Consider the following 19,640-nt stretch of genomic DNA (forward strand, 5'->3'; position numbering starts at 1 on the left):
CCGGGGATCGCAAGCCGGAACGTGAGAGAGCGTCCACGCCAAACCGACGGAACGTGAGCGAGCGTCCACCCCAAACCTACGGAACGTGAGCGAGCGTCCACCCCAAACCGACGGGACGTGAGCGAGCGTCCACCCCAAGCGGGCGGAACGTGAGAGAGCGTCCACCCCAAGCGGGCGGAACGTGAGAGAGCGTCACCGTTCGGAGTGCGCTGCCAGGAAGGAGTAGACCTCGGTCTCGTCAACGCCGGGGAACGCTCCGGGAGGCATGGCCGCGAGCAGGTGGGAGTGTGCACGGGCGGAGGGCCACGCGTTGCCGGCCCACTCGTTCGCCAACGAGGCCGGCGGCCGTTTGCAGCAGTTCGGGTCCGGGCAGTTGGACGTTGCACGGGCGGTGGTCTCCCGGCCCCGGAACCACTTGACGTGCTGGTACGGGACCCCGATGCTCAATGAAAACTCGCCGGCCGCGGACCGTTCAGTCCGTGCAGTGCACCAGTAAGTGCCCGATGGAGTGTCCGTGTACTGGCTGTAGGCACTGAACTTGTCCGGCACGTCGAACACCGCCCGGGAGGTCCATGCCTTGCACGACGGCTGCCCTTCGATGGCCCCCGTGTGGTCCTGCGGGAAGTTCACGCCGTCGTTTTCGTACGCCTTGTAGATGATGCCGGACTGGTGGGTCTTCTGGAAATGCGTGGTGATGCCCAGGTGTTGGGTGGCCAGGTTGGTGAAGCGGTGGGCGGCCGTTTCGTAGGACACGGCGAAGGCATCGCGGATGTCTTCCACGGCGATTTCCTTTGCGGCTTTGGCCTTCTGCAGGAACTCCACGGTGGCATGCTCCGGCAGCAGGAGCGCAGCGGCGAAATAGTTGGTAGCCACCCGCTGAGCCAGGAAATCGCCGTAGTTCCGCGGAGTTTCATGGCCCAGGACGTAGTGGCCCAAGGCCTGCAGCAAAACAGACCTGGGATCGTGGTCCTGCCGCTGGTTCTGCGTGAGATAAATTCTGCGGTTCTTCAAATCCGTCACCGAACGGGTGGAATGCGGCAAATCCCCTACGTGGTGCAGCGTGAAACCGAGGTTCTCGGCGATGTCGGCAATGACGTGCTGGCTCAGCGGACCGGTGGTGTAACCAACCCCTTTGAGGACCTTCTGCGCTTCGGCCTCATACTCAGGGAAATAGTTGCCGCGCTCGCGCATCATGGCACGCAACTCGCCATTTGCGCGGCGAGCTTCCTCCGGCGTCGCGGCTTGCTCATTGAGCTTGCGTTCAAGCTCCTGAAGCAGCCCCACCTGGGACTCCAGGACTTCCAGTGGAAGCCGCGAACTGATGCGGATTTTGGGCAGGTTGAGCGACTCGTACAGGGGTCCGCGCTGATACCTTTCGAGCTCGATTTCGAGGGCGGCTCGGCGGTTGGGCGGCTCGGCCCCGAGCAGCTGATCGATGCTGACGTTGAGTGCGGCGGCCAGCTGCTGCAGCAGCCCCAGTTTGGGCTCGCGCTTGCCGTTCTCGATGAGGCTCAACTGGCTTGGAGCGGTCCCGACGGCGGCACTCAAGCCGTCCAGCGTCAGCCCGGCCTGCTTGCGCAGGTGCCGCACGCGGCGGCCAAGGCTGATGACGTCCAGTTCCGGGGACGCAGGGGACGACGACGGCGATACTACTTCGCGATTCCAGCTCACAGGCGACATTTCTTGAGAATACGCGAAAAAGTGCATTTCTTTCCATACTTTTCCTCTAGAAAGCCTCTTGAAAGTGCAGAAAAGTAGGTCCTACGAAAAAGAAATACAGACCCCGGGCTACCCGGCCGATGCTGCAACGAAGCAGCAGCGGCCGGGCCGGGCACCACCTAGGAGACAGACAATGACCGCTTCATTTGAACCAGCAGAGCAGAGTGCAGAGCAGCAGGCCGCAGCGCTGGAACTTGAATGGTCCGCCAACCCGCGTTGGGAAGGCGTCACCCGTGATTACTCGGCCACCGACGTCGTCCGCCTCCGTGGCCGCGTCTCCGAAGAGCACACCCTGGCCCGCCGCGGCTCGGAAAAGCTCTGGAAGCAGCTCACCGAGGAAGCTCCCACCGGCGGATACACCAACGCTTTGGGTGCACTGACGGGCAACCAGGCTGTGCAGCAAGTCAAGGCCGGCCTCCGGGCCATCTACCTCTCCGGTTGGCAGGTGGCCGCGGACGCCAACCTCTCCGGCCAGACCTACCCGGACCAGTCGCTCTACCCGGCAAACTCGGTGCCGCAGGTTGTCCGCCGCATCAACAACGCCCTGCTCCGCGCAGACCAGATCGAATACGCCGAGGGCGTCAAGACCGTCGAGGACTGGCTCGTCCCGATCGTCGCCGACGCCGAAGCCGGCTTCGGTGGCCCGCTCAACGCCTACGAACTCATGAAGTCCATGATCACGGCCGGCGCCTCGGGCGTTCACTGGGAAGACCAGCTGGCATCGGAGAAGAAGTGTGGCCACCTCGGCGGCAAGGTCCTGATCCCCACCCAGCAGCACATCCGAACCCTCAACGCAGCCCGGCTGGCAGCCGACGTCGCCGGTACCCCAACCGTTGTCATTGCCCGCACCGACGCCGAGGCAGCAACGCTGATCACCTCAGACGTTGACGAGCGCGACCAGGAATTCATCACGGGCGAACGCACCGCCGAGGGCTTCTACAAGGTCCGCAACGGCATCGAACCCTGCATCGCCCGCGCCAAGGCCTACGCCCCGTACTCCGACCTCATCTGGATGGAGACGGGCACCCCGGACCTGGAGCTGGCACGCAAGTTCGCCGAGTCGGTCAAGGCCGAGTTCCCGGACCAGATGCTCTCCTACAACTGCTCCCCGTCCTTCAACTGGCGCAAGCACCTGGACGACACCACCATCGCCAAGTTCCAGCGCGAACTTGGTGCCATGGGCTTCACGTTCCAGTTCATCACCCTGGCCGGCTTCCACGCCCTGAACTACTCGATGTTCGACCTCGCCCACGGCTACGCCCGTGAAGGCATGAGCGCCTACGTCGAACTCCAGGAAAAGGAATTCGCCTCTGAATCCCGCGGCTACACCGCCACCAAGCACCAGCGCGAAGTCGGCACCGGCTACTTCGACGACATCGCCACAGCGCTCAACCCGAACGCATCCACTTTGGCCTTGGTGGGATCCACCGAAGAGGGCCAGTTCCACTAACCACACCCCCGACGGCGGTTGTCACCTCCGGCCTCCGCTGCGGTAATGCTCGGCCTGCTATTCCCCACGTCCCGGTTTCGACCTCGCTGAGCGAGGACGGACCGGGACGCAGGGCCCCTTTTACGCAGGCTGCCGCATCACCGCACCTCCGGCCCCAACCCACCCAGGCAAGTGCCGCCGTCGAACATTTGCTTCTCATAGGAGAGATTGAAATGAACAGCTTCACCGACAACTTCACTATTAATGGCATTACGTTGACCGCGCAGCCCATTTGCCGGCAGAACGAGGTTTTGACGCCGGATGCGCTTGAGTTCGTCGGCAAGCTGCACCGGGCTACGGCTGATCGTCGCCAGGAGCTGATGCAGGCGCGGCACGCACGGCGTAACCAGATCTCGAGTGGCCAGGATCCGCGTTTCCTGCCGGAGACCGAGGGCATCCGCAATGACCCGTCGTGGCGGGTGGCTCCCCCTGCTCCGGGCTTGGAGGACCGCCGCGTGGAGATCACCGGTCCGGTGGATAAGAAGATGACCATCAACGCCCTGAACTCGGGGGCAAAGGTGTGGCTGGCGGACATGGAAGACTCGTCGACGCCGACGTGGCGCAACGTCATCCAGGGCCAGCTGAACCTGACCGACGCGCTGGAACGCCGGATCGATTTCACGTCCCCCGAGGGCAAGGAATACAAGCTCAAGTCTGCCGAGGACCTGCCCACCATTGTGGTCCGTCCCCGCGGCTGGCACCTGCCGGAGAAGCACATGCTGATCGACGGCAAGCCGATTGCCGGCGGGATCGTTGACTTCGGCCTGTACTTCTTCCACAACGCCCGCCGACTGCTCGCCCAGGGTAAAGGCCCGTACTTCTACCTGCCGAAGATCGAGAACCACCTCGAAGCCCGGCTCTGGAACGACATCTTTGTGCTGGCGCAGGACCTCCTCGGCATCCCGCGGGGCACCATCCGCGCCACGGTGCTGATCGAGACCATCACGGCCGCGTTCGAAATGGAGGAGATCCTGTACGAACTGCGCGACCACGCGAGCGGTTTGAACGCCGGCCGGTGGGACTACATTTTCTCGCTGATCAAGAACTTCCGTACCCGCGGGCCGCGCTTCGTGCTCCCGGACCGCGGCCAGGTCACCATGACCCAGCCGTTCATGCGGGCCTACACCGAGCAACTGGTCCGCGCTTGCCACCGGCGAGGTGCCATGGCAATTGGGGGCATGGCAGCCGCTGTCCCTAACCGCAAGGACGAGGCAGCCAACCAGGCATCGTTTGAAAAGGTTCGTGCCGACAAGACCCGCGAGGCCAACGACGGTTTCGACGGATCCTGGGTGGCCCACCCTGACCTGGTGCCGGTGTGCCGAGAAGTGTTCGACTCAGTTCTCGGAGACCGCCCGAACCAGCTGGGCAAGTCCCGTGAGGACGTCACCCCCGATGACCGGGCCTTGATCGACATCGCCAGCACCGAGGGCACCATCACCGAGGGCGGAGTTCGCCTGAACATCGAGGTCGGCATCCGCTACATCGAATCCTGGCTGCGGGGTAACGGGGCAGTGGCCATTCACAACCTCATGGAGGACGCCGCCACCGCGGAGATCTCCCGGTCCCAGCTCTGGCAGTGGATCCACTCCCACGCGATCGTCGAGAACGGCGACATCATCACCCGCGAATGGGTGGAGGATCTGCTGGACGAGGAATTCGCCCGCCTGGAACGCTTCGACGGAGACCGCTTCGCTGACGCCCGCGCCATCTTCGAAGAAGTCACGCTCGCCGAAGAATTCCCCACCTTCCTGACCATCCCCGCCTACGCCCGATTCCTCACCGAGGCCAAGGAAGAGGCCACGGAAGAGGAGCTCGTCGCCGCCTAGGGAGGCACCACAAGCCCCGCGACACACGCCGCGGACACCACGCCCCGACGCTGGGCTGCCTGCACTCTTCGCAACAAGTGACCCCGATGGTCGGGGAGGCAGCCCAGCAACGGGGCTTCTCCATGTCCGGAGCGCACCCCACTTCGACGACTCGCTGCACGCAAGACGCTTCCTACCGTCTAATCCGCAGCAACCCATCGAAACGGGCACGCCAGAGCTAGCGTTGCCGGGCCACCCAGCGCACGGACAAGGTGGTGCATATGCAGAACGCGAGCACGGAGCCGAGGATCACGAAAAGCGGGACGGTCCAGCCGCCGGAAACACTGTGCACGAAACCAACGATGGTGGGCGCCAATGCCGCGAAGCAGTAGCCAACACCCTGCACGACGGCGGACATCTTCCCGGCGGCTGCCTGGGAGTGCGCGAACTTGATGATGGCAATGAAGATCACCGTGATGCCGCCGCCTTGGGCAACGCCCCCTAGCGAGGACCACATCCACCACCACGAAGGAGCCAGCAACAGGCCGACGGGAACGGTCAGCCACAACGCACTCAACGTGACCGCCACCGTCGTCGTACTGGCGAAGCGGGCCATGAGTGGCACGCCCAGTCCGCCAACAATCGCGAAGATCTGGAAGAGCGAGGAGCCGGCACCGGCTTCGGCTGTGCCCATGGCGAGCTCATCAGCGAGGAAACTGGGCAGCCACGCGGTGACACCGTAATAAGAGAAAGCTTGGCCCGCGAAGCCGAGTGTCAAGCCCACGGTCAGCCAGCGCACACCCGCTACGCGGCCCGCATCGGAAGCAACCGGCAAAGGAACAGCGGCAGGAACCAAAGCCCGCCGTGCACCAACTGTGGGCACCCAGAACAGGATCGCGGCCAGCGCCAGCAGTGCGCTGGCGGCAAGGGCCAGCCGCCAACCCACCAATTCCGCCAGAGGTGCTGTGGCTACGGAGGTCAGGAACGAGCCCACATTCAAAGCAGCCGTGTAGACCCCCATGGCGGTGTCCTGGCGGCGCGGTGCGAAGTCGCGCCGGATGATGAGCGGCACCGCGATATTGCCGATGGTGATGGCCAAACCAATGATGACCGTTCCGGCCATGACCAGGGCACCGCCGCCGCTGGAGCGGATCACTACACCGGCCAACACCCCAACCAGGGTGAGCATCACGGCGAATTCAGCTCCGAGGCGGCGTCCAGCCAACGAGGCCAAAGGGGACGCCAGGGAGAAGCAGAGCACGGGAATGCCGGTCAGCAGCCCGAGTTCCACCGGCGAGAATCCGAGGTCCCGCCGCAGGGAATCCACCACTGGCGCCACGGCAACGAAAGGCCCGCGCATGTTCAGGGCAATGAGCCCAATGCACGCGAGGATCAGCCAGGCGCGTGGGACTTTGGAGAGGAATTGACTCATTGGACGGACCGGGAGGGGGAGAAAATAGGCATCACTTTCATTGCTATCACGCCGCTACCCGGCGAACGGCACCCATCGGGGGCTCAGCCTGCAGCTTGCAGCGTGGCTTCGATCACGGCCGGCGAAAGAACATGTTGTGTGACCATTTGGCTGGCGCCCAAGATGGCAGCGCGGTCCCCGGCCATGGAGATACCAATGCGCAGGTGGGTGGTGGCCAGTGGCAGGGACCGCCGGTAGACCACTTCGCGGATGCCGGCGACGAGGTGCTCGCCAGCCTCCCCTACGCTGCCGCCGATGATGATCATGGACGGATTGAGCAGGTTGACCACGGTGGCCAATACGTCGCCGACGTCGCGGCCGGCCTGACGCAGCGCCTGGATGGCCTGCAGGTTTCCCTCGCCCACGAGCCGCAAAACGTCCCCGCCGGTGGCGGCTTCGAGGCCCTGTGCCTTGAGTTGGCGGGCGACGGCGGGACCAGAGGCCAGCGCTTCGAGGCAGCCGTAGTTGCCGCATCGGCAGAGGACGTCATCGCCGCGGGGAACGCGGACGTGTCCAAGGTCGCCGGCAGTGCCGTTGGCGCCGCGTTGCAACTCACCGCTGCTGATGATCCCTGCACCGATGCCAGTAGCGACCTTGATGAACAGGAAGTTGTCGTGGTCGGGCCAGAATGCGGTCCGTTCACCGAGGGCCATGATGTTGACGTCGTTGTCCACCAAAACCGGAACGGGCAGCAATCGCTGAACGTAAGTGACGACGTCGAATCCGTCCCAACCGGGCATGATGGGCGGCTTCACGGGCCGCCCGGTGGCATGCTCAACCGGCCCTGGCAGTCCGATGCCCATTCCGGCGAGGTCCCCGGGCTCCCGCCCTGCCTCCGCGAGGAGCTCACGCCCCGCGGAAACCAAACGGCCCAGGACCACTTCGGGGCCGTCGGCGACTTCCTGGCCAAGCCGCCGCTCAGCGAGGATGCTGCCGCTGAGATCGGTGACGGCAACAATCACATGGGTTGCGCCGACGTCGACCGCCAGGACCACGCGCGCAGCCGGGTTGAAAGCGAAGCGCGACGGCGGCCTGCCGCCGCTGGAGCTGGCCTCCCCTGCCGGACCGACCAGACCCGAACTAATCAGGGCATCGATGCGGGAAGCGACCGTTGAACGGGCGAGCCCAGTGGTGACGGCAAGTTCGGCACGGGTGCGGGCCTGGCCGTCGCGGAGAAGTTGGAACAGGTCGCCAGCGCGCGAAAGGTTGCCGGCCTCCACCACGGAGGCATTTCCGGCGTCGTGTCCGCTGGCTGAAGTCATGCCTTTAGTGAAACACGATTGCTTATGCGTGTCATGCAGCAGAAGTATGTCGGCCTTATTTCAACTTTTGCTTGACGCTCGGCAAAAGTCCCCCTAGGTTGTGATGAGCAGCACATCAAGGCGATCGATACTCACCATCTCCCGCATCGATTCACCTCCAGAAGTCCGCTTACGAAGAGGTAACTGAACTTGTCCAGCCACACAGACGCCACCCGCCATTTGGGTGTTGGCATCCTCGGCGCCGGCCCGGTCACCCAGGCCATCCATTTGCCGTCCCTAGCCCGGCTCGGCGACATCCTCACCGTCCGGCACATCATGGACGTCGACCCCTCCGTCGCCGAATCCGTCGCCGCCCGCGTCGGTGCAACCCACGGCACCAGCGTCGAAGCCCTCCTCAGCGATCCCGCCGTCGAGATTGTTGCTATCTGCAGCCCCCACCAGTTCCATGCCGAACAAGTCATCGCCGCCTGCCATGCCGGCAAGAAGGCCGTCCTTTGCGAGAAGCCTTTTGCCATGAACGCCGGAGAAGCCGCACGAATCTCGGCAGTCAGCGCCGAAACGGGCGTGCCGATCATCGTCGGTGCCATGCATACCTTCGATCCGGGCTGGCTCGCCGCCCAGGACAACTGGGGCGACCTCCCGGAGACCACGCACACTATCCGCTCCTCGATCGTCCTCCCACCCAACGCCCGGTTCGAGGACTTCGCCACCGAGATCATCACCCGCCCCGCCAACGGCACGCCCGATTACTCGGACCCTGAGGTCATCAAAGGCGCACTCCGCGGCGGCATCATGGGCCTGGCCATCCACGACCTCCCGCTGATCCGCCGGTTCACCCCGGATTTCAAGGACATCGAGGTACTGCAGGCACGTCACGTCCGCCCCTTCGGCTACGTCATCTCGCTCCGCACCCCCACCCGGACCATCGAACTCCGCGCGGCCATGAACAACACATGGAAGCCGGAATGGAGCTTCGAAGCCATCTCCGACGACACTGCCCTGCACATCGACTTCACACCGTCATACGTGCAGGCCGGTTCAGCCACCGCCACCCTGACGGAGGGCACCACGACCACGGTGCTCGGTCCCTTCGACCACAACGGTTACGAAGGTGAGTGGCGCGAACTCGCGGCCCTGGCCACGGGAGCGAAGCAGCCGCCCACCGCGCAAAGCCTGATTGACGACCTGACCTTCGCGTTGGACATCGCCGACGCCACGGTAGCCACCCTTGAGACGCAAGCCGTTGCCGAAGGAATCCGCGCATGAGCCACACGTACACAGTCAATGCCGCGCCCGGGGCCCAAGTAGCCGGTGCCGTGGGGTTGGTGGTCGCGTCCCTGCCCGAATCGTTCAGTCCGGCCGCTGAAGCAAAAGCCCACGTGCACGTCATTTCCGGCCAGCCCAGATGGACCACCGAGGCAGCCACCGCCATTGACGGCGGGGCTCGCGGCATTGTGGTGGTCAACCCTGCACCGGAAAACACCGACTCGCTCGCGGCAGCCGCCGAACGCAGCAACACCGCAGTGGTCCTCGACCAGCGCTGGGCATCCAACCCAGCAATGCCGGCAGCCGAGGATGCAGTCCGCTCCCTCGCCGGACGTGCCGCGATGCTCGACACCGTCGCAACCGCCCCGGCCGGCACCAACTCCGGTGAGCTGCTGGCGGACCATCTTGCCGGCGTCGTACGCGTTACCGGTCCGCTGGACGGCCTCCGCGTCCTCCACCGCGGACCACGGGGCTACACGGCGACGGCGGTGCTCGCCAACGGCGCGCCGGTGGCGCTGCAAGGCATCCTGTCCGACGCCCGGCCTTCGTCCCTGCAGCTCAGCATGCTGGTTGACGACGGCGGCGTCGACCTCACGCTGCCCGAACCGTCTGCGGCGTGGCCGGCCAGGGTCAAGGTCACCGGTCCGCACGGCGAACTGCTTCTGCCCACCCTGTACGAGTCCGCCCACCGCGCCACGTGGCGCCGGCTGAAGGAACACCTCGACGCAGGCACCGTCCCCTCAGATCTGCGCCACTTCGCGGAACTGACCGAATCCGTTTCCACCCTCACCTGAATCACCGCAACACAAAGCAGTACCAGCCATTCAGTATCCGTTTGCCCTACTCAAAGTTGAGCTGGACCGGCGTATCGACGCGGACTCCGCGTTGCCGGTCCCGAAAGGAATCACTATGAATGTTCAGTCCACAGCCAACAAAGCATTCTCCCGCCGCGGCTTCCTCGGCCTGACCGCCGCCGCGGCCTCAGTGCCGCTTCTCGCCGCCTGCGGAGGTGGCTCAGCCAGCCAGGGCGGCGGTGGCGGCGGCGCCGGTGGCACTATCAAGTTCTGGGATATGCCGTGGGCAACACCGGCCTACAACGATTCCGCCAAGAAGATCGCTGAGGGCTTCTCCGGCGCCAACAACGCCAAGGCCAACTACCAGATCATCCAGTGGAACAACTTCTACCAGACGTTCTCCTCGGCCATCGCGTCCAAAACCGGTCCGGCTGTTTCCACCGGTGGCGGCTTCCAGGCATTCCAGTTTGATCAGCAGGGTCAGATCGCCTACGCAGACAAAGTCATCGAGAAGATGAAGGCCAACGGCCAGTTCGACGACTTCCTTCCGGGAGTGCTGGATCCGTTCAAGTCGGACAAGGGCTACGTCGCAGTACCTTGGCAGCTGGACATGCGCGTGTTCTGGTACCGCAAGTCGCTGTTCGAGAAAGCCGGGGTTTCCCTGCCCACCGATTGGCCTTCACTGCTCGAAGCGGGCAAGGCACTGAAGAAGGTTGGTGCGTTCGGTTTCGCCACAGGCGCCGGTTCGGGCAACAACTACGGCAACCACTCCATGATCATGATGATGGTCAACAACGGCGGCGGCGTCTGGAACAAGAACGGCGAACTGGACCTCCTCAACGACCGCAACGTCGAAGCCATGGAATTCGTCCTGGAACTCGTCTCCAACGGCATCATCGATCCTGCCGCGGTCAGCTACACCACGGACAACATGTCGGCACAGTGGAAGGACGGCAAGGCAGGATTCGGCCTCTTCCAGGTCAACGTTCCCCAGCGCGTGGGCGACACCTCCGGCGACCTGCTGGTGGCCGACCCCATCACCGGCCCGCACGGCGACAAAGCCACCATCGTGTTCCCGAACAACATCATGATGTACAAGAACACCCCCTCCCAGGAGGCCTCCGAAGAGTTCCTTGTCTACTACATGGGCCAGCTCAAGGAACTGTGGAAGCAGAAGCTCATGTCCGCGCTTCCGGTCTTCAAGTCGATCACCGAAACGCCCGAGTTCGCCAATGACCCCAACAACGTCAAGATCGTCAAGGACTGGCAGCCCATCGCCAAGACGTTCGCTTCCCAGGGCAGCACCCTCAACGCCAACCTGGCAGCCCTCGACGGCGGCCAGGCCCTCAACCAGTTCAGCCAGTCCATCCTGACCGGCCAGGCAAAGGACGCCAAGAGCGCCCTGCAGACGTTCCAGTCCGGCCTCGAATCCGTCCTGAAGAAGTAGGACGGGTCCAGCCATGACATCCACCACCGCACCTTCGGGCTTGTCCCGGGCCCGCCGGGGGCTCGCCCCCGGCGGGCCGGGGGCCTCCCCCGGTAAGCGCAAGAGCAAACTGAGTGCGCAAACCACCAGGACCTTCTTCTGGCTCCTGCTGCCTTCCGTGGTCCTGCTGGTCCTGATCCACGGCTATCCGTTGATCCACGCCGCGGTCCAGGCCACCCACGACGGCGACCTGCTCCAGACCGGAAATTTCGTTGGCGGGGAAAACTTTGCCCACGTCCTTTCCTCCCCGGCCTTCTGGAAGGCTGCACAGTTCACCCTGTGGTTCACGATTGTTGGCGTGTTCGGCTCCTGGCTTGTTGGCCTGGGACTGGCCCTGCTGCTGCGGACCAAAATTCCCGCAGGCAATACCTTCAAGGTCCTCTTGCTCCTGCCGTGGGTGGTGCCGATCGTGGTGTCTTCCACCGCGTGGAACTGGCTGGTTGCCACACCTGACAGCCTGATCCCCTCGATCTTCCGGGGCCTTGGCCTGGGAACGCCGCTCTTCCTGGCGGATCCGACCCTGGCGTCCATCACCGTCATGGTGTTCAAGGTCTGGGTTTCCTTCCCCTTCATGATGATGATGATCTCCGCGGCCTTGGCCTCGGTGGACACCACCGTCTATGAAGCGGCCAGCATGGATGGTGCCAGCCGTTGGCAGCAGTTCACCCAGATCACCCTGCCGCTGATCGCCCGCTCCACGTACATCTCGTGGATCCTCATGACGATCTTTTGCGTCAACGACTTCCCCACCATCTACCTCCTCACCGGCGGCGGCCCGGTCAGTGCCACCACCTCGCTGGTGGTCCTGGCTTACCGAACGGTTTTCCAGGACTTCGCTACCGGCCCCGGTGTTGCCATCGCCTTCCTCATGACCATGACCCTGGTGGTCATCTCCGTCATCCTGTACCGCCAGATCCGAAAGTCGAGCGTCGAATAATGAGCGCTGTACTCCACGCCCACCCCGAAACCGGCCCGGCCCTCGGCATCAGCGAATCAGGCAAAACCCGCCGGGTCCTCTCCGAAGCCGGCATGCGCGGACGCTGGTGGCGTTTTGTCCTGATCCTGGCCATCACTGTGATCGTCCTGGTACCCATCATGGTCACCGTGGTCCTCGCCTTCACGCCAGGGCCCAACAGCACCGCTACCGGGTTCACCTTCGAAAACCTTGCCAATGTCTTCAACGGAACACTGGCCGCGACATGGCTGCAGAACAGCCTGGTCACCACACTCTCCACCGTTGTGGTCTCCGTTGCCGTGGCAGCGCCGGCGGGCTACGTCCTGTCCCGCGGCCGGTCCAAGGCAGTCTCCGGTTACTCCCTGCTCCTGTTCGTGATGCAGTCCCTGCCGATCATCACCTCAGTGGTTCCGCTGTTCATCCTCTTCGCAGGGATGGGACTGGTGGACAACCTGCTGGGCATCACCATCATCTACGTCGGTTCCACCATGACCGTCGCCACGTGGATGATGGCCGCGTACTTCGATTCGATCCCCATCAGCCTCGAAGAAGCATCCTGGATCGATGGCTGCTCGGTGTTTGGTTCCTTCACCAAGGTGGTGCTGCGTAACTCCTTGCCCGGCATCCTTTCCACGGCGATCTTTGCTTTCCTGCTCGCTTGGAACGACTACCTCGTGGCTATCGTCTTCCTCCGCTCCAATGAGATCTTCACCCTCCCCATGGGTGTCCAATCCTTCTTCCAGCAGAACGCCACAGACTGGACCTCCGTGATGGCGCTGGCCGTCGTCATGATGCTTCCCCCGATCATCGTCTTCGCCACGTTGAACAAGTACTTCAGCGTTGGCGGAATCGGTGGCTCCCTCGCCGGGCGCTAACTAGACTGGCGCCAACGCCTGAATTCCCTGCACAAACCACTCCCGCAAAGGAAAACAATGTCGTACTCACTCCAGCTGTACACCCTCCGCAATGCCATCCAGGAGGACCTGCCTGGAACCATCAAGAAGGTCGCCGAGATCGGTTTCACGCAGGTTGAACCGTACAACTTCGTGGCCACCGCAGCCGAGCTCGGGGCTGCGCTGAAGGAAAACGGCCTGACCGCTCCTTCAGGACACGCACCGCTCCTGTCGGCCGACCAGGACGAAATCTTCGCCGCCGCCAAGGAACTGGGCATCACCACCGTGATCGACCCGTTCCTCCCGGCTGAGCACTGGCAGGACGCGGAAACCATCCAGGGTACGGCGGCCAAGCTCAACGCCGCGGCCAAGAAGGGTGCTGAGTACGGCATTCGCGTGGGCTACCACAACCACGCGTGGGAACTGGAGTCCACCATCGAGGGCAAGACCGCGCTGGAGTACTTCGAGGGCCTCTTGGATCCTGAACTCGTTCTCGAGGTAGACACCTACTGGGTTGCCGTGGGCGGCCAGGACCCCGTGGAACTGCTGGCCCGGCTCGGTGACCGCGTGAAGCTGATCCACATCAAGGACGGCCCGGGCAACACCGACACCAAGGCCCAGCAGCCCGCGGGCCAGGGCACCATCCCCGTGCTGGATGTCATTGCGGCGGCGAAGTCCTTGGAGGTTGGCGTCGTTGAATTTGACGACTACTCAGGCGACATCTTCGAAGGAATCACGGAAAGCCTCGCATTCCTCAACGCAGAATCGGCAGGTGCCAAGGCATGAGCTTCACACCTTCCACCCGTAAAGGCACTGTAGGCGTAGCCGTCATTGGTGCAGGCAACATCAGCAAGCAGTACCTGGACAACCTCACCACCTTCCCGGACGTCAAGGTCCTGGTCATCGCCGACCTCTTCGAAGAGGCGGCCAAGGCGCGCGCCGAGGAATACGGGATCCCCGAATGGGGTGCCCCGGAGCTGGCGCTGAACCATCCCGACGTCGAAATCATAGTGAACCTGACCATCCCTGCAGCTCACGTCGAGGTGGCGACGGCGGCGGTCAACGCCGGCAAGCACGTCTGGACCGAGAAGCCCTTCTCCCTGGACCGCGAGTCCGGTCTTGGCCTGCTCAAGGCAGCCGACGCCGCGGGCATCCGCCTGGGCACCGCACCGGACACGTTCCTTGGTGCGGGCCTGCAGACCGCGCGAAGGATCATCGAGCGCGGTGACATCGGTACCCCGTTGACCGGCATGACCACGTTCCAGACCCCCGGACCGGAATCCTGGCACCCGAACCCTGCGTTCCTGTTCCAGCACGGCGCCGGACCCTTGTTCGACATGGGCCCGTACTACCTGACCGCACTGATCCAGACCTTCGGATCGATCCGCAAGGTGGCCGCCGTCGGCTCCTCCGCGAAGGCGACCCGCGTGATCGGTTCCGGTCCCAAGGCCGGCGAGGAATTCGCCGTCGAGGTCCCCACGCACGTTTCGGCAATGGCTCAGTTCGAGGGCGGCCAGTCCTCGCACAGTGTGTTCTCGTTCGAGTCGCCGCGCCAACGCATGGGCTTCGTGGAAATCACCGGTTCTGAGGCGACGCTCTCGCTGCCGGACCCGAACTATTTCGACGGCGACCTGAAGCTCTGGCGACCCGGCGCGGAAGAACCCGAAATCATCTCCGCGACAGGTCCCGCCAACGGCCGTGGGCTGGGCGTGCTGGACATGGCCCGGGCCCTCCGCGCCGGCACCCCGCACCGGGCTACCGGTGACCTCGCCTACCACGTGCTGGACAGCATGGTCTCAATCGCAGAGTCCGTCGAATCCGGCACCTTCGTCGATGTCACCAGCAACGCCCCCACCTCGGCTGCCCTGCCCGAGGACTGGGCGCCGGAAACCGCAACCCTCTAAACCCCAGCGAAACCAGCGAGGAAACGAACCATGAGCACGCCCACACACTCGTCCCTGCCTTCCGACCGCCCACTGGGGGTTGCGGCCATCGGCTACGCCTTCATGGGGAAGGCCCACTCGAATGCGTGGCGGAACGTGGCCAGTTTCTTCGACGTCCCGGCCTTCGAGCAGAAGGTCCTCGTGGGCCGGGACGCAGCCCAGGTGGCCGAAGCCGCTGCCAAGTATGGTTGGGCCGAATCCGCCACTGACTGGCGTTCGGTCGTTGATCGGGACGACATCGACATCATCGATATCTGCGCCCCGGGCTGGATGCACGCCGAGATCGCCATCGCAGCCCTCGAAGCCGGCAAGCATGTCCTCGTGGAAAAGCCGCTCGCCAACACCCTGGGCGAGGCTGAACTCATGACCGCCGCCGCTGAGAAGGCCCGCAAACGCGGGGTTCAGTCCATGATCGGCTTCAACTACCGCCGCGTCCCCGCCCTTGCCTTGGCCCGCGAACTCATCGCCGAAGGCCGCCTCGGCACCGTCCGCCACGTCCGCGCCGCCTACCTCCAAGACTGGCTCTCCGACGCAGAGTCTCCCATGACCTGGCGGCTCCGCAAGGAAACCGCCGGATCCGGCGCCCTGGGCGACATCGCCTCCCACGCCATCGACCAGGTCCTCTACCTCCTGGGCGACGCCGTCACCGAAGTCTCCGGGCGCCTGCACACTTTTGTCGACCAGCGTCCTGGCCCCAACGGCCCGGAACAAGTAACGGTCGACGACGCCGCCTGGGCCACCCTGACCCTCGCCTCCGGAGCAATCGCCTCGGTGGAAGTCAGCCGGGTGGCGACGGGCCAGAAGAACTCCCTCAAACTTGAAATCTACGGCGACAAAGGCACCATCCTGTTCGATCTGGAGGCCCTGAACGAACTGGGTTTCCTGGATGGGACCGTGCCGGTCCGGGAACAAGGATTCCGTCGGATCCTGGTCAACGAGCCCGAGCACCCCTACCTGGAAGCCTGGTGGCCGCAGGGCCACATCATCGGCTGGGAACACACCTTCACGCACCAAATCCGCGACTTCCTTCTCGCCATTCGCGACGGAAGCCAGCCGTCGCCGTCGTTCGAAGAAGGACTCAACGTCCAACACATACTGGCCGCGATCGAAGAGTCGGCGGCCGCCAAAAGTTCACTGATCCAGCTCAATGCAACCCCTATTGAAGGAGCCTGACATGCCCCGCCCGTACACCCTGTTCACCGGCCAGTGGGCCGACCTCCCCTTCGAGGAAGTCGCTCGCCTTGCCTCGGGCTGGGGCTACGACGGCTTGGAAATCGCCGTCTCCGGAGACCACCTGGACGCCTGGCGCTGGGACGAACCCGGCTACGTCGAGTCCAAGCTGGCTGTGCTGGAAAAGTACAACCTGAAGGTCTGGGCCATCTCCAACCACCTCAAAGGCCAGGCAGTCTGCGATGACCCGATCGACTTCCGCCACGAAGCCATCGTCGGTTCCAAGGTGTGGGGCGACGGCGATCCCGAAGGCGTCCGGCAACGCGCCGCAGAAGAAATGAAGCACACCGCCCGCCTGGCGAAGGCGCTCGGCGTAAACACCGTGGTGGGTTTCACCGGCTCCTCCATCTGGCAGTACGTCGCCATGTTCCCGCCAGTCCCCGAGAAGGTCATCGACGCCGGCTACCAGGACTTCGCCGACCGGTGGAACCCCATCCTGGACGTCTTTGACGAATGTGGTGTCCGCTTCGCCCACGAAGTCCACCCGAGTGAGATCGCCTACGACTACTGGACCACGGTGCGCACCCTCGAAGCGATCGGTCACCGGCCAGCTTTCGGCCTGAACTGGGACCCGTCCCACTTCATGTGGCAGGGCATCGACCCTGTGTCGTTCATCTGGGACTTCAAGGACCGGATCTACCACGTGGACTGCAAGGACACCAAGCTCCGCCCCACCGGCCGGAACACCGTCATGGGCTCGCACCTGCCCTGGGGCGACCCCCGCCGCGGCTGGGACTTCGTCTCCGCCGGACGCGGCGACGTGCCCTGGGAATCCTCCTTCCGCGCCCTGACCGCCATCGGTTACAACGGACCCATCAGCATCGAATGGGAAGACGCCGGCATGGACCGACTCCACGGTGCCCCCGAAGCCCTCGCCGCGCTGAAGAAGTTCGATTTCCCGGCGTCGCAGACCTCGTTCGACGCCGCCTTCAGCAGCAAGGACTAGCCCGTGGACGACGCGACCCGAACCCTCCAACCCGACCAGCGTTGCGAGGTGTGGGTCGCGTCGGTATCCGGCGCATCCCAGCTGCTGTACAGCACCGATCGCATCCTGCTGGAGGCGCCCAACTGGACTTTGGATGGTACGGCGCTGGTCCTCAACGGGGACGGCAAGTTGTGGACCCTGGACGTTTCAGGTGGCGAACCCGTAGAAGTTCCGCTGACCGGCGTCCCGGACCTGAACAACGATCACGTGCTCGCGCCCGATGGCTCCGGCATCTACCTTTCAGCCAACGACGGCCACATTTACGGGGCATCACTGGGCGGCGGTCCTACCCAGCGGATCACGGACGAGGACGGCACTTTCCACTTCCTCCACGGCGTCAGTCCCGACGGCAGGGAGTTGGCCTACGTGGGTATCGAGGCGGGCGACTTTACCCAGCCCGGTCGACTCATGACCATAGCGTCCGACGGCGGCACTGCCGCCCGGGTGGATGTTGGGCCCGGCCACTGCGACGGGCCGGAATACTCGCCGGATGGCCAGTGGATTTACCTCAATACCGAGTCCTTCACTTCTGCTCCCGGCCACGCGCAACTGGCCCGCATCCGACGGGACGGGAGCGGTTTCGAGCGGCTCCTGACGTCAGACTCCGTCGACTGGTTCCCGCATCTCTCCCCCGACGTCCGCTTCGCGACGTACATCCGGTTCCCCAGCGGAACCGAAGGCCATCCCGCCGACTTGCCGGTCGCCGTCGTCCTTGTATCCACCGAAGACTGGACGGTTCCCCTCCAAACGTGGCCACTTTTTGGCGGCCAAGGTACCCTCAACGTCAACAGCTGGTCGCCGGATTCGACGCGCTTTGCGTTTGTGGCGTACCCGCTCACCGACCCATCAAAGGACTAAGCCCGTGACCTTCAGCAATGGCACTTCCGACGGCACCATCCGCTGGGGAATTCTCGGCACCGGCTTCATCGCGGGCCTGCAAACCAAGGATCTGAAGGAAAACGGCTTCACGGTTCAGGCTGTCGGATCGCGGTCGATGGAATCGTCCAAGGCTTTCGCCGCAGAGCACGGCGTCACCACAGCGCACGGCAGCTACGAGGACCTCGTGGCCGATCCCTTGGTCGACGTGGTTTACATAGCCACGCCACACCCCATGCACCACGCGAATGCTTTGTTGGCCCTGAACGCGGGCAAGCACGTGTTGGTGGAGAAGTCCTTCACCATGAACGCGCGCGAGGCTCAGGACATTGTTGATTTGGCCGGCTCGACAGGGCTCGTGGCGCTCGAGGCCATGTGGACGAGGTTCCTCCCACACATGATCCGTGTGCGCGAGGTCATCGCTGCGGGCACCATCGGCGAGGTCCGGAAGGTGGTGGCCAGCCACAACCAAAGCCTGCCCAAGGATCCCGCGCACCGGCTGAATGATCCTGCGCTGGGCGGCGGCGCCCTGCTGGACCTCGGCATCTACCCCATCTCTTTCGCTTTCGACATCCTGGGTACGCCTGCCGCGATCCGGGCGAGCGCTTCGATGACGCCCACCGGCGTGGACCGGCAGACGGCAGCAATTTTTGATTACGACGGCGGTGCGCAGGCTTTGGTGGACTGCGAACTGGACGCTGCGAGCGCCAACCGGGCCATGGTGATCGGCACCGAGGGTTGGATCGACATCGAGCACACCTGGTACAACCCTGTTCCCTTTACCGTCTTCAAAGCCGACGGGGAAGTGCTGGAACGCTACGACCAGCCCGTGAACAGCAGGGGCATGCAGTACCAGGCAGCGGAACTGGAACGCCTGGTCCGGGAGGGTTCCACTTCCGGAACGACTCTTCCCCAGTCTGAGACCGTGGCCATCATGGCTGCCATGGACGAGATCCGCCGGCAGATCGGCCTGAGCTACACCGCTGATGCCGCATGAGCGACTCACCCCGCCTCGTGGAACTCCGCCAGCAGGAGGAAGAACTGGTCTTCGCAGCCTTCGACAACCATGATGCCTGGCGGCTGGGCTCGCTGATCGCCAACCACGCGATCTCCGCCGGGTTTGGTGTGGCAATCGATATTCGCCGCCACAACATCGTGCTCTTCCGCTGCGTCCTTCCCGGTGCTACCTCAGACCAGGAAGAATGGATCCGCCGGAAGGCTGCATCCGTGCTGCGGTTTGAGCACAGCACGGCCTTGCTGGGGGAACAGTTCGCTGAGCGCAACCCGCTGGGCGGTGGTTGGCTGGCTCCCGAGGACTACACCTTGGCAGGGGGATCCTTCCCCATCCGGGTTCGTGGGGTTGGCGTCATTGGGGCGATCACGGTCTCCGGGTTGTCATCCGATGACGACCACCAGCTGGTGGTCGACGGGATCCGGAACTACTTGAAGACGGTGGGGGTTTAGCG

17 protein-coding genes are annotated in these 19,640 nt (G+C 64.1%); 14 read left to right on the forward strand and 3 right to left on the reverse strand.

Features of this window, described 5'->3' with window-relative positions:
• Positions 1 to 192 precede the first annotated feature (192 nt).
• Positions 193 to 1,707 carry an XRE family transcriptional regulator gene (locus NEK97_RS13955; protein ID WP_257370461.1) on the reverse strand — a complete coding sequence of 505 codons (1,515 nt, stop codon included), beginning with the start codon at positions 1,705 to 1,707 and terminating at the stop codon, positions 193 to 195.
• Between the two features lie 145 nt (positions 1,708 to 1,852).
• On the opposite strand from NEK97_RS13955, the gene aceA reads away from it, so the two are divergent.
• Positions 1,853 to 3,169: an isocitrate lyase gene (gene aceA, locus NEK97_RS13960; RefSeq protein ID WP_110504936.1), complete on the forward strand. Its 1,317-nt coding sequence runs from the start codon at positions 1,853 to 1,855 to the stop codon at positions 3,167 to 3,169.
• 212 nt (positions 3,170 to 3,381) lie between these two features.
• Complete coding sequence (gene aceB, locus NEK97_RS13965; protein WP_257370462.1) at positions 3,382 to 5,034, forward strand: malate synthase A; 1,653 nt, start codon at positions 3,382 to 3,384, stop codon at positions 5,032 to 5,034.
• Positions 5,035 to 5,251: 217 nt separating this feature from the next.
• Here the strand turns inward: aceB and NEK97_RS13970 are convergent, their stop codons facing one another.
• Together NEK97_RS13970 and NEK97_RS13975 are read right to left on the reverse strand one after the other, a co-directional pair.
• Positions 5,252 to 6,445: a CynX/NimT family MFS transporter gene (locus tag NEK97_RS13970; RefSeq protein WP_257370463.1), complete on the reverse strand. Its 1,194-nt coding sequence runs from the start codon at positions 6,443 to 6,445 to the stop codon at positions 5,252 to 5,254.
• 83 nt (positions 6,446 to 6,528) lie between these two features.
• The gene (locus NEK97_RS13975; RefSeq protein ID WP_257370464.1) at positions 6,529 to 7,746 is read right to left on the reverse strand and encodes an ROK family transcriptional regulator; all 1,218 of its coding nucleotides are present in this window, start codon (positions 7,744 to 7,746) and stop codon (positions 6,529 to 6,531) included.
• A 189-nt stretch (positions 7,747 to 7,935) separates the two neighbouring features.
• Here NEK97_RS13975 and NEK97_RS13980 point away from each other — a divergent pair, with 189 nt between their 5' ends.
• The 12 genes from NEK97_RS13980 to NEK97_RS14035 all read left to right on the forward strand — a co-directional run bounded on the left by NEK97_RS13980 (position 7,936) and on the right by NEK97_RS14035 (position 19,638).
• Positions 7,936 to 9,012, forward strand: a complete 1,077-nt coding sequence (locus NEK97_RS13980; RefSeq protein WP_257370465.1) for a Gfo/Idh/MocA family protein — start codon at positions 7,936 to 7,938, stop codon at positions 9,010 to 9,012.
• Entirely contained in the window at positions 9,009 to 9,806 is a 798-nt protein-coding gene (locus NEK97_RS13985) for a hypothetical protein (protein WP_257370466.1), read from the forward strand. The genes NEK97_RS13980 and NEK97_RS13985 overlap by 4 nt, the downstream gene beginning before the upstream one ends.
• A gap of 115 nt (positions 9,807 to 9,921) precedes the next feature.
• Positions 9,922 to 11,253: an ABC transporter substrate-binding protein gene (locus NEK97_RS13990; RefSeq protein ID WP_257370467.1), complete on the forward strand. Its 1,332-nt coding sequence runs from the start codon at positions 9,922 to 9,924 to the stop codon at positions 11,251 to 11,253.
• A 13-nt stretch (positions 11,254 to 11,266) separates the two neighbouring features.
• Positions 11,267 to 12,229 (forward strand): carbohydrate ABC transporter permease, encoded by a 963-nt coding sequence (locus NEK97_RS13995; protein WP_257370468.1) that lies wholly within the window; start codon positions 11,267 to 11,269, stop codon positions 12,227 to 12,229.
• A complete protein-coding gene (locus tag NEK97_RS14000; RefSeq protein WP_257370469.1) occupies positions 12,229 to 13,122 on the forward strand; it encodes a carbohydrate ABC transporter permease in 894 nt (297 codons plus the stop codon). Before NEK97_RS13995 ends, NEK97_RS14000 begins: the two co-directional genes overlap by 1 nt.
• A 57-nt stretch (positions 13,123 to 13,179) precedes the next feature.
• On the forward strand, positions 13,180 to 13,926 hold the full coding sequence (locus tag NEK97_RS14005; protein ID WP_235519868.1) for a sugar phosphate isomerase/epimerase: 747 nt from the start codon (positions 13,180 to 13,182) through the stop codon (positions 13,924 to 13,926).
• Complete coding sequence (locus NEK97_RS14010; protein WP_257370470.1) at positions 13,923 to 15,044, forward strand: Gfo/Idh/MocA family protein; 1,122 nt, start codon at positions 13,923 to 13,925, stop codon at positions 15,042 to 15,044. The genes NEK97_RS14005 and NEK97_RS14010 overlap by 4 nt, the downstream gene beginning before the upstream one ends.
• 30 nt (positions 15,045 to 15,074) lie before the next feature.
• On the forward strand, positions 15,075 to 16,256 hold the full coding sequence (locus tag NEK97_RS14015) for a Gfo/Idh/MocA family protein (protein ID WP_257370471.1): 1,182 nt from the start codon (positions 15,075 to 15,077) through the stop codon (positions 16,254 to 16,256).
• A gap of 1 nt (position 16,257) precedes the next feature.
• A complete protein-coding gene (locus tag NEK97_RS14020) occupies positions 16,258 to 17,259 on the forward strand; it encodes a sugar phosphate isomerase/epimerase (protein WP_257370472.1) in 1,002 nt (333 codons plus the stop codon).
• A 3-nt stretch (positions 17,260 to 17,262) separates the two neighbouring features.
• Entirely contained in the window at positions 17,263 to 18,156 is an 894-nt protein-coding gene (locus NEK97_RS14025; protein ID WP_257370473.1) for a biopolymer transporter Tol, read from the forward strand.
• Between the two features lie 4 nt (positions 18,157 to 18,160).
• Positions 18,161 to 19,171, forward strand: coding sequence for a Gfo/Idh/MocA family protein (locus NEK97_RS14030; protein WP_257370474.1), 1,011 nt, complete (start codon positions 18,161 to 18,163; stop codon positions 19,169 to 19,171).
• Positions 19,168 to 19,638 (forward strand): heme-degrading domain-containing protein, encoded by a 471-nt coding sequence (locus NEK97_RS14035; RefSeq protein ID WP_257370475.1) that lies wholly within the window; start codon positions 19,168 to 19,170, stop codon positions 19,636 to 19,638. The genes NEK97_RS14030 and NEK97_RS14035 overlap by 4 nt, the downstream gene beginning before the upstream one ends.
• The last annotated feature ends 2 nt before the right edge of the window (positions 19,639 to 19,640 follow it).

Origin of the sequence: Paenarthrobacter sp. UW852 (assembly GCF_024608385.1) — a bacterium.
In the GTDB taxonomy this organism is placed as follows: Bacteria; Actinomycetota; Actinomycetes; order Actinomycetales; family Micrococcaceae; genus Arthrobacter.

Coding starts and splice junctions, on each gene's coding strand:
- NEK97_RS13985 (WP_257370466.1), top strand. CDS start 9,009: ATGAGCCACACGTACACAGTCAATGCCGCGCCCGGGGCCCAAGTAGCC.
- NEK97_RS13975 (WP_257370464.1), bottom strand. CDS start 7,746: ATGACTTCAGCCAGCGGACACGACGCCGGAAATGCCTCCGTGGTGGAG.
- NEK97_RS14005 (WP_235519868.1), top strand. CDS start 13,180: ATGTCGTACTCACTCCAGCTGTACACCCTCCGCAATGCCATCCAGGAG.
- aceA (WP_110504936.1), top strand. CDS start 1,853: ATGACCGCTTCATTTGAACCAGCAGAGCAGAGTGCAGAGCAGCAGGCC.
- NEK97_RS13995 (WP_257370468.1), top strand. CDS start 11,267: ATGACATCCACCACCGCACCTTCGGGCTTGTCCCGGGCCCGCCGGGGG.
- NEK97_RS13955 (WP_257370461.1), bottom strand. CDS start 1,707: ATGCACTTTTTCGCGTATTCTCAAGAAATGTCGCCTGTGAGCTGGAAT.
- NEK97_RS13990 (WP_257370467.1), top strand. CDS start 9,922: ATGAATGTTCAGTCCACAGCCAACAAAGCATTCTCCCGCCGCGGCTTC.
- aceB (WP_257370462.1), top strand. CDS start 3,382: ATGAACAGCTTCACCGACAACTTCACTATTAATGGCATTACGTTGACC.
- NEK97_RS14015 (WP_257370471.1), top strand. CDS start 15,075: ATGAGCACGCCCACACACTCGTCCCTGCCTTCCGACCGCCCACTGGGG.
- NEK97_RS13970 (WP_257370463.1), bottom strand. CDS start 6,445: ATGAGTCAATTCCTCTCCAAAGTCCCACGCGCCTGGCTGATCCTCGCG.
- NEK97_RS14000 (WP_257370469.1), top strand. CDS start 12,229: ATGAGCGCTGTACTCCACGCCCACCCCGAAACCGGCCCGGCCCTCGGC.
- NEK97_RS14035 (WP_257370475.1), top strand. CDS start 19,168: ATGAGCGACTCACCCCGCCTCGTGGAACTCCGCCAGCAGGAGGAAGAA.
- NEK97_RS14010 (WP_257370470.1), top strand. CDS start 13,923: ATGAGCTTCACACCTTCCACCCGTAAAGGCACTGTAGGCGTAGCCGTC.
- NEK97_RS14020 (WP_257370472.1), top strand. CDS start 16,258: ATGCCCCGCCCGTACACCCTGTTCACCGGCCAGTGGGCCGACCTCCCC.